Raw genomic sequence first — 13,733 nt, 5'->3', positions numbered from 1 at the left:
TTATCCTGGCAAGCGAAGCTCTACGCAGGTAAATTGATTTTTGCAGCTGTAAATAGTTCCTCCATAATTTTCTCCATAAATCAGCTTGATTCTCTGAAAGACATTCGCAAGCCCTACCCTTCGAAAGCCTGATTTGTCTGTTCTCTGAATATTTTGCAGTAACCGGTCAATCTCTTCCTGTTCCATACCCTTTCCATTATCAATCACTTTAATGGTCAAATTCATTTCCTGACGATAAACCTTAATCTGAATCAGACCATCTGACTCTTTTTCTGATATTCCATGCAACAGTGCATTTTCAACCAGAGGTTGCAATAAAAGTTTTGGTAATTTGATTCCCCACAGAGACTCATCTACATCCCACACCAAAGAAAACAGCTCACGATATTTAAAACGTTCAATTGTAAGATAATTTTCAATATATTCTCTTTCTTCCCACAAGGTGATACATTCATCATGATTTGACAGCACACTGCGTAAAAGTTCTGATAATGCAAGAGATACTTCTTCGATTTCTGTTTCTCCACGCATATGCGCTACATATTGCATACTGTCTATCGTATTATACAAAAAATGAGGTTCTATCTGTGTTTCCAGTACATCCCGCTCAGCTTCCCTTTTTAACTTTTCCTTTTCTTTTATCTCTTCCAGTAATTCAGAAATTCTTTCCATCATCTCATTAAAAGTATCCGAAAGTACACCAATTTCATCTTCTGTTTTTATATTTGCACGAACTTGTAAATTCCCACTTCGTACCATTTTCATGCTTTGCGTCAGGTGATTCAGATTGTCACAGATTTTTCCGGAAAGATAAACCGATGCTGTCAAGGAACCTATCGCGGCTACCAATCCAATCGCCAGAAATTTTGTTCCCAGTTCTCGTGTACTTTTGGTAAAAACATCATATGGCACCACTCCTACTGCTGTCATCTCCTCGCCTTCTGCGAGATCACAGATAAAATACTGTTTTTCCCCATTTATCAGTAAATCTCCAGAATCATGCCCATCGGCTGTTACCTTTTGATACAATTCTGTTCCTGCCTCTTCATCCAAGGCGTTGCTGAAAAAAATACGTCCGTCTGTTCCATAAAGATAAATTTCCACTCCGGAAAGGGGTTCCACTCCCCAAACTTCTGTTATTTTTTTATAGTTCAGTTTGACAAGTACGGACGCAACTTGAGTTCCTCTTGAGTACATAGGACATCCCATCCATACTTCCTCTAGTTCCCGGTCATAAAAAAGTCCTACCCTTGTTGCCTCCAAAGCTTCTTTGACAACCGCCTCTTCCATATCTTTCTGTACGATCAATTCTGAGCTTGCCTGGTAAATTTGCCCGTTTTCCGTTACTACCAGAATATTATCAATATAATTTTTCTGACTGATCAATCCGGACAAAAAACTTTTTATTCGCTTCTTTTTCTGATATCCTTCAATCGATGCCTCCGACGCTGTTTTTGAAATTCCAGTTGCTACAATATCCGTCTTTACTGCTACCGATAGAAGAATTCTTCTTCCTTCCAGCATCATTTCATGAAAATTGTCCCCAGCAAAAGAAATATACTCTTTCGTATATGTTTTCATTGTACTTTTAATCGTATCAACTTCCGTATAATAAGAAATCGCCAAAGATACCAGCGTGGTACTCAAAGCGATTATCAAAGATGCAATCAAAATTTTTATGCGAATAGAAAAACATCTTTTTTTCTTTTTCATAGCTCTTCCCTTTTCTGAATCCATATCCTTTTTGAATTATATATTTTTCACAATTTTTATCTTTTTTTATTCGTTTTATAAGCAATATATCACAAATCTCTGTTTTTGTAAATGAATGAGCTTTTGTACTATGATACAATAAGACAAACTCCGAAATGCATCGCATTTTGGAGGTGGCTCTGAACAGTTATAAGAAAGGAAGGACAACACATGAAAACCGTAATCGCCATTGATTCTTTTAAGGGAAGCCTGACCTCCCTGGAAGCCGGAGACAGTGCAGCCGCAGGAATCCATCGGGTATTCCCGGAGGCTGAATGCATCGTCCGCCCTCTGGCAGATGGAGGTGAAGGAACCGTAGAGGCCCTGATCACTGCATGTAATGGAAGATCCGTGGAAATTTCCGTTACTGGCCCTCTTGGAAAGCCGGTCTTCTGTCGCTATGGCCTGATTGAAAAAACGCATACCGCCATCCTCGAAATGTCTGCTGCTGCTGGAATCACTCTGGTCCCAGAAAGAAAAAGGAATCCACTTTTTACCACCACATACGGTGTCGGTGAAATGATACGAGATGCCATAGGGAAAGGCTGTCGCCATTTCATCATCGGAATCGGTGGAAGTGCCACCAACGACGGAGGATCTGGCATGCTTCAGGCCCTTGGTTTCTCTCTTTTCGACAAGAATGGCCAACCAGTCACGCCTGGAGCCATCGGCCTCAAAGATCTATCTTTCATTGATGATCGCCATGCACTTCCGGAATTAAAGGACTGTACCTTCCTCATTGCCTGTGATGTCACCAACCCCCTCTGCGGTCAAAAGGGCTGCAGTGCCGTTTTCGGTCCCCAGAAAGGAGCTGACGAAACCATGATCCATGAAATGGACCAGTGGCTTCTCCGGTATGCCGCTCTGGCCGGGCAGAAATATCCGGAAGCAGATCCTGCTTTTCCCGGATCCGGAGCCGCCGGAGGGCTTGGTTTTGCCTTCCGGACCTTTCTCCACGGCAGTCTAGAATCCGGTATCCAGATTGTTCTCCGGGAAACCAGACTTGCGGATCACATAAAAGATGCGGATCTTGTCATCACCGGTGAAGGTCGCCTGGACGGGCAGACAGTCTTCGGAAAAGCCCCCATCGGCGTTGCCAGAATGGCGAAACAATATGGGAAACCGGTACTGGCCTTTTCCGGCTGTGTCACTTCAGATGCTTCTGCCTGCAATGAAGCCGGGATCGATGCCTTCTTTCCGATCCTCCGCACCGTGACCAGTCTGGAAGAAGCCATGGATCCAAGGCAGGCCGGTCAGAATATGACCGATACCGTGGAACAGGTCTTCCGCGTGATTAAGAATCTCCATTAAAAACAGCGGCTTGTGTCTATGAATGAGCACAAGCCGCTGTTTTACTGCGTAAATTGCTTACTTTTTCATATTTGGCAGATCCTGGGGTCAAAAAGCCTTGGCATGCAAGCATGAATGGCTTTTTGACCCCGGCATCATCCTATTTGTAAATCTTGATCCTGCCGTTATCTTCCTCATCCAACCATCCGATGGTATCCCAGATCCGCTGTCCGTTGTTGGACTGGGGTGCCCCCGGTGTACTGCGGCCATTTTCAATATAGCCTTTCAGGATCTCTTTGAGTTCACTGGCAAGTTCCAGATGCTCTTCAATGACATTCCGGCGCTCACTGATATCCACAGAAAGATCATAGAGCTGGAATCTGGGTGCCTCCGGATCCTCTTTTCCAGGAACCGGATCAGACCAGCCGCCGGAACCCGGGCAGAGTTCCAGTTTGTACTGTCCACGGCGGATAGACAGAGAACCATCGATGCTCTGATGCACGATATCCTTTCTCACTTCTGCTCCCTCCGGATCCTTCCAGAGCGGCAGATTGCTCACGCTGTCCTCCGCACAGGTGTCGGGAAGTTTCACATCCAGGACATCTGCCATGGTTGCCATCAGATCGGACAGGCAGACGATCCGGTCACAGCTGCCCCCAGCTTTGATCGCTTCCGGCCACTGTACGATCAGCGGGATCCGATGACCTCCCTCATAGATGTCCGCTTTTGTTCCACGGAACACATAACTGGGATTATGGCCTTTTGCTTTCAGCTCTTCAAAGTTTGCCATGGGAGAACAGCCGTTGTCTGAAGTATAGATCACGATCGTATTCTCAAAAAGACCGGTCTCTTTCAGTTTTTCCACAACTCTTCCTACTACATGGTCGCAGTGAAGGACAAAATCTCCGTATTCATTGGTTCCCGATTTTCCCTGGAATTCCGGTGCCGGAAGGATCGGTGTATGCGGTGCCGGCATGGGGAAATACAGGAAGAAAGGCTCTTCCTTGTACTCTTCGATCTTCTCAAGGACTTTATCCGTCAGTTCATCCAGCACATGCTCATGATGAAAATTTTTTCCGGTCAGGCCTTTTCTCCAGTATTTCTTTCCTTTTCCTATCGTCTCCCTATCCGGAAGCTCTGTAAAGCGGTCGTTCTCAATATAAATATAGGGTGGCATATCCAGAGAAGCGCTGATCCCAAAGAAATAGTCAAAACCATTTGCCACCGGAGAATCCTGGATGGGCGCACCGTAATCCACTCCCTTGCAGGCATCAAAATCCGGCAGTTCCGTAAACTCCGGCGTTTTCGCGAAATTCATTCCCAGATGCCATTTGCCTACCATTGCCGTATGATAGCCCTGTTCCCGGAAAAGGTCCGCTACTGTTTTTCTTCCTTTCTCCAGAAGTGGCTCCGAATATCCCCCCACCACAGAGGATTTCAGTCTTGACCGCCAGTTATAGCGGCCGGTCAGGATGCTGTATCTGGACGGCGTACACACAGCGGAAGACGCATGCGCATCCGTAAACCGCAGACCATTTTCACACATGGCATCAAAATTCGGTGTTTTAAAAGGGCAATTCTCATTGAAAGCGCTGATATCACCATATCCCATGTCATCCGCAAGGATATAGATCACATTTGGTTTTTGATTCATTTTTACCTTCCCCCACTCTTGTTTTTCTGTCAACATTATCCCAGACTTCCCTGTAAAAGTCAAACAATCTGCAAAGCTTGTTGTCATTTTCTCACACAAGTCTTATACTGAGTACATGGTTACCTATCCCCGAAAGGAGTCTCATTTTATGCCACCGATCAGCGTACTTTTAAAGCCAGCCTCCAGCCTCTGCAACATGAGCTGTGATTATTGTTTTTACTGTGATGAAGCCAGCAAACGTGAAATTTCTTCTTATGGTTTTATGGCGGAAACGACATTGAAAAATGTGATCCGCCGGACACTTCTCCGGGCAGAGGGTTCTGCTGCCTATGCCTATCAGGGCGGCGAGCCTACGCTCCGGGGACTGGATTTTTTCCAAAAAGCCATGGAGTATCAGAGGCAGTATAACAAACACCAGATCTCTGTCTCCAATGCTCTTCAGACGAACGGCTTTGCTCTGGATGAAGCATGGTGTCAGTTTTTAAAGGAACATCATTTTCTCGTAGGGCTTTCCATTGACGGAACAGAAAAGATCCATAATGCCCACCGACATGACAAAACCGGCAACGATACTTATGCCCGGGTCAGACATGCGGCAAAGCTTATGGATCAATATGAAGTAGATTATAACATTCTTACGGTAGTCACTTCTGATGTCGCAGAGCACATTGAGGAAGTCTATGAAGAATACCGGAAAAACGGCTGGCATTACCAGCAGTACATTCCCTGTCTGGATCCCATGGAGGAAGGACATGAAAAAACTCCGTATGCTCTGACTCCGGAGCAGTACGGCTCTTTTCTGATCCGGCTTTTCCGGTTATGGTACAAAGACCTTAAAAAGGGACGTCAGCCCTTCATCCGGACCTTTGAAAACTACGTCGCCCTGGCCGCCGGCTATCAGGCCGAGGCCTGTGAACAGCGGGGAATCTGTGGACTTCAGTATGTCGTAGAAGCCGATGGAAGCGTCTATCCCTGTGATTTTTATATGCTGGATGATTATCGTCTGGGAAATTTTAATCAGGATCTTCTAGATGTGATCGATAAAAAGAGAGAAGAAATCGGCTTCATCAGCCGTTCCAGGAAAATCCCGGAAGGCTGTGCTGCCTGCCCCCACTATATACTCTGCAGGGGCGGCTGCCAGCGAAGCCGAGATCTGGATCCTGCAACCGGTCTTTACCATAATTACTTCTGCGAGGGATACCGGATGTTCTTTGATGCCTGTGGTGATACGATCCGTGAGATTGCTTCACAATTTCTCCCTCGTAAATAACCGGATCGATTCCGGCCGATTATTTTGCCGCCTTTTTCGCCGCAATCTCTTCCTGGCGCTCTTTCCAGAGTTTTTCGGCTCTGGGAGCCCAGGCTTCAGCGTAGGCTTTGGTCTTGCCGCAAAGGTGTTCCGGAGTCTCAGGAGACTGAGGATCGGTGGACTTTGCACCGGAAGCATTGACAAGTTCCGTGATCCGGCCGGAGTTTTCAAGCATCGGACAAGGCTGGAACATGTTGTCATTAAAGGGCTGTGCTCTGTGATAAGCCATGAAGAGCGGGCTCTTTAAAGCTTCCAGCAGGGTATGCTCATGGATATTGCAGTTGGAATAGTGGATGAATACACAGGGATCCACATCTCCGGCTGCATTGATATGCAGATAATAACGACCGCCGGCTATACAGCCATGTACAAACTCTGCATCGTTCTGGAAATCCATGGTGAAAATGGATTTTGTTTTCCGATATTCACGGATCCGGCGGTAAACCGTCTCACGCTGATCCGGGTTGGGCATCAGTTCGGGAACCGCATCGTTTCCAACGGGCATATAATGGAAGAACCATGCAAACAGCGCACCGTCTTCGATCATCATATCGAAAAACTCTTCGCTGGTGATATCCTGGTAGTTGGCACTGGTATAACAGGTGGAAATACCAAACGGCAGCTTATGGTCTTTCAGAAGCTTCATGGCATGTTTTACTTTGTCATACACACCTTCGCCGCGGCGGCCGTCGTTGGCAGCCTCAAAGCCTTCCAGACTGATGGCCGGAACGAAGTTCTTGACGCGGAGCAGTTCCTGACAGAACTGTTCATCGATCAGTGTACCATTTGTAAAGGAAAGAAACTCACAGTCCGGATGACGCTCACAGAGAGTGATAATATCTTTCTTACGGACCAGAGGCTCTCCGCCGGTATAGATATACATATAAATACCAAGCTCTTTGCCCTGTTTTACGATGTTATCAATAGTCTCCAGATCCAGATTCAGTTTATGACCATACTCTGCAGCCCAACAGCCGGTGCAGTGCAGGTTACAGGCAGATGTCGGATCAAGAAGGATGGCCCAGGGAACGTTACAGTCCTCTTTTGCCATGATATCCTGATGGATCGCAGATCCTTTCAGGGATGCATTCACGATAAAGTTCTGGAAGAAGGCTTTTCTCACGCCGGGATCCAGCTGATAGATCTTCATGATCAGATCATACCAGTTTCCTTTCTCCTTAATGGCTTTCCGGATCATATCTCTGGCACTTTCATACCAGCCTTCCGGGGCAGCCTTATCTACCAGACTCATCAGTTTTGGTATATTAACCTCCGGATCTTTTTCCAGATACTTCAATCCTGAGTTGATCGCAGTGGTAAAAGCAGTATTCTTTACAGCATCAATAACTTTCATTCTCTTTTCAACCTCCTGGAAATTGCGGAAAAAGCTCCGCGATTATTTTCAAATATATTTTATCATACAGCCATAAGACCGTATGTCAAATATCGGTTTCTTATGGAAAACATATGATTTCTTTACCCTTCCTCTTCGACAAAAACAGTACTTTTTGTTTGCTTTTTACGCAAAACATGCTAAACTGATAACTACTGACTTCTGTTTGCTTTACTTTTTGAGGGAGGTCTTATGCTGTCCAATAACGAAACAACTGCCCGTCTGATTGCCGAAGGATTAAAAAATCTTCTGAAGACAAAAGACCTGGACAGAATCCGCATCAAGGAAATTACAGATGAAGTGGGACTGATGCGTCCTACCTTTTACAATTATTTTCAGGATAAGTACGAAGTGGTTGAATACATTTTTACTCATGAAGTCCTGGAACCTATGCGTCCTTTTCTTCAGAGCGGTTTGGTAAAAGAAGCATTTCATTTTATGATCGTTGCGATCCAGAAAGACTCTGCTTTTTACCGTCGGGAGATCATGCGCTCCTCTCAGAATTCCTTCCGGGATATCCTTGGTCGAAGCATGCACGATTTTCTTCTCCCCATCATCCGGGAAAGGATCGGAGAACCGAAGCATCCGTTTCTGACTGCGGAAAACATCACAGAATATTACATCAACAACTTTCTCTTTGTACTTACCAAATGGCTGGTCGAATCACCGGAAATTCCTGTGGATCAGATCATGGAAGTTTATGAGCTGCTTGTTTCCAGTTCACTCAGTGATCTTCTCTCTCCGAAGCTTTCCAGGTGAAAGCCTTTTGTTTCCTCATGCAGTTTTTATTTTACAGAATGTGAAAGAAAAGAAAAGTTGCACTTTTAAAATTTTGTCATTTGCCCACATGACATTTTCCTGTTTCTGTCATATCTTTATGACAGTTTTTCTATTTTAATGCTGTTTTCACTCTTCGCTGTCATACATAATAAGAAGCATATTATGAAGTGAAACTGTCTAGGAGGTGCTGTCTTTGTCGACTGTTTTATGGAGTGTTCTCGTGGGACTGGGAACTGCTCTTCATATTTTTGTGATCATGATGGAAACCGGTGCTACCCAGTCCGGTCTGAAGAAGAAGAAAATTTTTGCTCTGGGAGGAATTTTTCTGGTCGTTCAGCTTTGCATGCAGGTCTGCGGGATCCTTCTGCCCTGGTGGGTTAAACAATATCTCCAGATTGATCTGCTGGAACGTATTTATAAAACGGTCTACGTCTTTCTGATGATCCTGATCGGTTATCAGTTGTTTGTGCGGCTTCGAAACCCGGGCATTCCTGATGAACGGAAATCTTCTCCCTTAAGTCTGGAACGTTGTGCGCAGCTCTCCTTCCGGACCAGCACAGAAGCTCTGCTTCTCGGCATGACCATGTATTACTACAGTTCTATCCTTTCCTTTTTCTGGGTAGTCTCCTTAGGTTTTCTGGCTGCTGTAGGCGGATTTTCCTTCGGCTACTGGAACGGGGTCCGCAGCGAAAAAGTTCTTTGCTCCATCAATGGAGCGCTGCTCCTGTGGCTGGTCTGCAGGGTGCTCTTCATCTGAAAAAAGCCTCTTGGATTCCATTTTCAGGGATCCAAAAGGCTTTTTATTTATTCTTCCAGCTTTCTCGTCGGAACAAATTTTGCACGGTTCATCAGCGGGTGGACCAGTTCGATGGCATCTTTCGGACAAACCATAACACAGGCTCCGCAGTAATAACACTCACCGGGGTACATGACTACCGGGTGCTGCCCCTTTTCCGGGGAGGGATAAAGGACATCACACTGGCAGACAGCAGCGCAGCGGCTGCATCCGATACATTTATCCGGATGGTAAACAATGGGACGGACACTGCAGGGGGTCTCCTCCAGTTCAAAGGCTGCGGAAGCCGTTTCCTCTGCCGGAGCAGTGATGTCTTCTGCAAGAGCTCCGGCTTTCTCATAGCCGGCGCCTTCCCAGCCTTTGACGCTCAGTTTTTCAAGACCATTCTCCAACACTTTTTCCACATCTTTTTCCAGAACCGCATGCCGGCTCTTCAGTTCTTCCATATAATCCTGGTTTCGCTTCTCATATTCTGTCTTCAGCTCACCAAAGAAATCAAGCGGTACCTTTCTCACTTTGACCTCACCATGTTCCTGGTGGATGGCGATGTGGTGACGGTCCTTCTCCGGATCCATCTCCGGATAGTCACTTCTCGTAAAACAAAGCGGGGCAGAACTGGATTTCCGTGCCAGACTGGCATGAAGTACCATCTTTGCCACCGTAAGAATATCCAAAACCTCATGGATCCGCATAAGCTCATGCGGATTCCGGCAGGAAAGCTTCGGCACCATCTCTTTTTCAAAGGTGGTAAGAAGATCCAGGCCTTCCATGAGAAGCGCATCACATTTTACTCCTCCGCAGTAGTTCTGCATAGCTTTTGCGATCGCCATGTTCAGTTCTTTCCAGGTCATCCCCTCTTCCGGATCCACAAAAAGCGGGGCATACAGGCGTTTCTGCTCCTTTTTCACGTCTTCCGGATCGTAGGCAGTCCAATCAGCCATCAAAGCGGCTTTCGCAGCCTTACGGCCTGCGTAATAACCGGTCGCACAGGCAAAACCGGCACAGTCAGAAGCATAAAGCTGGTCACCTGCAGCGTAAACATTCTCGATGTTTGTCATCAGATCCCAGTTGTGAAGGATCCCGCCGGGAGCTCCAAAAAACTGACGCTCCTGCTCCAGAAAGTTTGCTGACTGCCAACCGGTTCCATAGCTCTGAAGCATATGCTTTGCCGGATCAAAGCCCCGGTCATTGTAATTCTTATAGATCGGCACATTGGTCTTAGCCTCCTGCCCCACCATCATGCCCCAGATCACCCGGCGTTCGTTGTCCGGCATACGGCTCAAGTCTGCATAAAACGGAAGCTGATAGCCCCGCTTCATAAGCTCGCCGAAATCCAACGTCTCCGGACCGCGGTACTCATACTTCGGATTGTCAATGACACCGCCCTTGAGGAAAAACTTCTGCCCCTCCGCCGGATAATAACGCTCGGAAACCGTCTTGAGCTCCTTTCCGTCACGGTCTACATAAGGGATCTCCACGCCTCTGGCATCCACCATGGTAGCTGCATACCAGGTGTTGTGATTGTTTCCTGCCCCATATGGCGGGAAACTTCTTCCCGCTGCCGAAAACTCTGCCCGGACCGTTTTCTCCATCATGGTAAACTCCATGCCGGCTCTCCAGCCCATGGCATGACCGCTTCCGATGCTCTGCATGGGACGGAACTCACAAAGCCCTGTAAGATCCGGATCAAACAGCCAGACCCTGGCCGGGCGGGACATGGCAAGAACTGTCGTTTTTGCCTGGAAGATCATAAATTTTCCGTTCTGCACATTCATACCCATCGCACCGATGCCCTTCCGGCCTGTCTTGTCAAGAAGCAGCGCTGTGGCTTCCGTCCGGTCAAAAACACGGATGCCCAGCCGCTTCATCTCCTTTACAAGAGCCGGTTTAAACGTCGTTCCCCAGACACGGAGCGTAAATTTATTCTTATAATCATACGCAAACATCAGTCCCGTCTTCTCATCACGGAACTCTGCATCCTCAAACTCTCCTTCCGTATCACGGATCTTTCCTCCGAAAGCCTCCAGATCCAGAAGACGGTCATATCCCTCCCGGCATTCAATATAATGAGCGATACCGTTGCTGTACCAGTCCTGCTCCCGGACATACGCATTTGCGATCTCCTCCGGTGTCACCTCAGAACAAGGATTGGTACAGGCAGACTCCCAATGATCAAAACCGGTTCCTGCTGCACCACTCTTCTCCGCTGCGCCCTTCTCCACAACAACGACCGAAAGCCCCTTCCTCGCTGCCGCAATAGCCGCAAAACAACCGGAAAGACCGCCACCAAGCACCAGCACATCACTCTTTATGATCTCCTCCCGGCCCACCTCATTCCCGTAAGGCCAGCTGTATTCTCTACGCTTCATATTGCATTTTTCTCCTTATCTCACGCATCTATACAATAACAACAGAATCAAAAATGATTCCTACGCATATAATAAAACTTTCAAATCCAAAATCCAACGGCATCAAAAGAATTTTCCACTGGAAATTCTTTTTTGAAGAAAGTTATCCACACCTTCCACAGATCCTTTGTGGGTCAAATATCTGCTCCAAACCGATTAAACCCATATTTTCTCAGATAACCCACTGTTTTGTCCCAATTCCACTCAAGTTTGCATGTGAGACAGACAAAGTTTCCGTCTGCCACCATACTTTCCAATATCATAGCACAGCCCCACACGCCAGTTTCCAATCAGGTTTTCATGTGGAGGCAGGGCAAACCCTAGAATTTCGCCCCGCCGCAACTGAAACCTGATTGGAAACCGGCGTGCGGGGCGTCCTCGAAGCCACTTTATTCTACATTTCCTCCGCCCGACAGCAAGCCGCAAAATGCCCCGGAGCAACCTCCCGAAGAGGAATCTCCCCCCTCCGGCACTCATCCGTGGCAAACGGACAACGCACTGCAAACCGGCATCCCGGCTTCGGATTGACAGGGCTCGTAACCTCCCCCTGCAAAAGCTCCCTCTTCTTATGACAAGACTCAATACTCGGGATCGGAATGGCAGCTAGAAGCGCCTTCGTGTAAGGATGGACCGGATTTCGGAAAATTTCCTTCGCCTCTGCCCGCTCCACACACTTTCCGAGATACATCACCATGATCTCATTGGAAATATGACGCACAACCGAAAGATCATGCGTAATAAACATATATGTAAGATTCATACTCTCCTGAAGATCCATCAGAAGATTCAGGATCTGCGCCTGGATCGAAACGTCCAAAGCAGAAACCGGCTCATCACAGACTACAAATTCCGGATTCAGGATCAAAGCCCTGGCGATACCGATACGCTGACGCCGTCCTCCGTCCAGCTCATGAGGATATGCCATGTCCAGCCGCTTTGCAAGACCCACGGTCTCCATCATCTCATCCACCTTCTGATCAACCTCCGCCCGGTTCTTACAGATCTTATTGACCAGCAGCGGCTCGGCGATCAGCTGACGGACCGTCATACGGCCGTTCAGACTGGAATACGGATCCTGGAAGACCATCTGGATCTTCGGGCGTACCTTCTTCATCTCCCGCTTCGAAAGAGCCGCAATATTTTTCCCCTCAAAAAGGATCTCCCCGGCTGTCGGAGGCTCCAGGCAAAGCAAAGACCGTCCAAGTGTGGATTTTCCACAGCCGGACTCTCCGACCACGCCCATGGTTTTTCCCTTCAGGATACTGAAATCCACATCATCCACCGCATGAAGAAGCCCGGCCGGCGTGTGGAAATATTTTTTCAGGTGTCTGACCTCAAGAAGCTTCTCTTCCATCACCGCACCTCCCTTTCTTCCGCACCAAAAAGATGGCAGCGGATCTGATGACCATTCTTTTCATAAACAGGCGGTGCCTGCTTTCTGCACTTTTCCGTGCAGTGACGACATCGCGGTGCAAACCAGCAGCCCGCCGGCTTTTCCGTCGGATCCGGCATCAGCCCCTCGATCGGATGAAGCCGCCTGCTGTCCTCCGTAAGACTTGGAATGGATCCAAAAAGCCCCACCGTATACGGATGATGCTTTTCCCCACCGAAAATGTCTGCCAGCGTTCCGTATTCCACAGCTTCACCGGCATACATGATGGCTACCTTATCACAGGTTTCTGCCACCACACCCAGATCATGCGTGATCATGATCACAGATGTTCCGTATTTTCTCTGCAGGTTACAGATCATGGTAAGGATCTGCGCCTGGATCGTTACATCCAATGCAGTCGTAGGCTCATCCGCGATCAAAAGAGCCGGATTACAGACCAGCGCAATGGCAATGACCACACGCTGACGCATGCCGCCGGAAAACTGATAAGGATACTCCACCTTTCTTTCCTTCGGGATTCCCACAAGCTCCAGTGTTTCTTCTACTTTTTTCTCAATCTGATCCTTGCTCAGATTCTCATCATTATGGAGAAACAGCGCCTCACCGATCTGCTTTCCTACCGGAAGCACCGGATTCAAAGCCGTCATAGGATCCTGGAAGATCATGGAAATCTCACTTCCGCGGACCTTCTGCATTTCCTGCTCGGAAAGCTTTAGAAGATCCCTGCCTTCAAACTCCACACTTCCCTCCGGGATCACAGCGGTACGCTCCGGCAAAAGCCCCATGATCCCAAGGGCGGTCGTCGTTTTTCCGGCGCCGGTCTCTCCTACCAGGCCAAGCGTCTCTCCCTTTTCCAGTGAGAAACTGATCCCGTTTACCGCATAAACAGTTTCCAGATCCGTCCGGTACTGTATGGTCAGATTTTTTACATCCAAAACTTTTTTTCCCATAATATCCT

The 13,733-nt window shown here is 47.5% G+C and carries 10 protein-coding genes; 4 read left to right on the top strand and 6 right to left on the bottom strand.

What is annotated here, in order from left to right:
• Entirely contained in the window at window positions 1–1,713 is a 1,713-nt protein-coding gene (locus DXA57_RS07615; RefSeq protein WP_158571259.1) for a sensor histidine kinase, read from the bottom strand.
• Between the two features lie 210 nt (window positions 1,714–1,923).
• On the opposite strand from DXA57_RS07615, the gene DXA57_RS07610 reads away from it, so the two are divergent.
• Window positions 1,924–3,063 carry a glycerate kinase family protein gene (locus DXA57_RS07610; protein WP_117766209.1) on the top strand — a complete coding sequence of 380 codons (1,140 nt, stop codon included), beginning with the start codon at window positions 1,924–1,926 and terminating at the stop codon, window positions 3,061–3,063.
• A gap of 139 nt (window positions 3,064–3,202) precedes the next feature.
• Here DXA57_RS07610 and DXA57_RS07605 read toward each other — a convergent pair whose 3' ends face one another.
• A complete protein-coding gene (locus DXA57_RS07605) occupies window positions 3,203–4,696 on the bottom strand; it encodes a sulfatase family protein (RefSeq protein WP_117766420.1) in 1,494 nt (497 codons plus the stop codon).
• A 148-nt stretch (window positions 4,697–4,844) separates the two neighbouring features.
• On the opposite strand from DXA57_RS07605, the gene DXA57_RS07600 reads away from it, so the two are divergent.
• On the top strand, window positions 4,845–5,966 hold the full coding sequence (locus DXA57_RS07600; protein WP_117766207.1) for an anaerobic sulfatase maturase: 1,122 nt from the start codon (window positions 4,845–4,847) through the stop codon (window positions 5,964–5,966).
• A 19-nt stretch (window positions 5,967–5,985) separates the two neighbouring features.
• Here DXA57_RS07600 and DXA57_RS07595 read toward each other — a convergent pair whose 3' ends face one another.
• A complete protein-coding gene (locus DXA57_RS07595) occupies window positions 5,986–7,359 on the bottom strand; it encodes a radical SAM protein (RefSeq protein WP_117766205.1) in 1,374 nt (457 codons plus the stop codon).
• 231 nt (window positions 7,360–7,590) lie between these two features.
• Between DXA57_RS07595 and DXA57_RS07590 the strand changes: the two genes are divergently transcribed.
• Both DXA57_RS07590 and DXA57_RS07585 read left to right on the top strand, forming a co-directional pair.
• Entirely contained in the window at window positions 7,591–8,157 is a 567-nt protein-coding gene (locus tag DXA57_RS07590) for a TetR family transcriptional regulator (protein ID WP_117766203.1), read from the top strand.
• Between the two features lie 214 nt (window positions 8,158–8,371).
• On the top strand, window positions 8,372–8,935 hold the full coding sequence (locus DXA57_RS07585; RefSeq protein ID WP_117766201.1) for a manganese efflux pump: 564 nt from the start codon (window positions 8,372–8,374) through the stop codon (window positions 8,933–8,935).
• Window positions 8,936–8,982: 47 nt separating this feature from the next.
• Here DXA57_RS07585 and DXA57_RS07580 read toward each other — a convergent pair whose 3' ends face one another.
• The 3 genes from DXA57_RS07580 to DXA57_RS07570 form a co-directional block, all read right to left on the bottom strand.
• Window positions 8,983–11,343, bottom strand: coding sequence for an FAD-dependent oxidoreductase (locus DXA57_RS07580; RefSeq protein WP_243005742.1), 2,361 nt, complete (start codon window positions 11,341–11,343; stop codon window positions 8,983–8,985).
• Between the two features lie 433 nt (window positions 11,344–11,776).
• Window positions 11,777–12,739: an ABC transporter ATP-binding protein gene (locus tag DXA57_RS07575; RefSeq protein WP_278309144.1), complete on the bottom strand. Its 963-nt coding sequence runs from the start codon at window positions 12,737–12,739 to the stop codon at window positions 11,777–11,779.
• Complete coding sequence (locus tag DXA57_RS07570; protein ID WP_117766197.1) at window positions 12,736–13,725, bottom strand: ABC transporter ATP-binding protein; 990 nt, start codon at window positions 13,723–13,725, stop codon at window positions 12,736–12,738. The genes DXA57_RS07575 and DXA57_RS07570 overlap by 4 nt, the downstream gene beginning before the upstream one ends.
• Window positions 13,726–13,733: the final 8 nt, after the last annotated feature.

Origin of the sequence: Blautia sp. OF03-15BH, from assembly GCF_003463065.1 — a bacterium.
GTDB lineage: Bacteria > Bacillota > Clostridia > Lachnospirales > Lachnospiraceae > Limivivens.
This window is presented reverse-complemented; position numbering and strand designations above follow the sequence as displayed.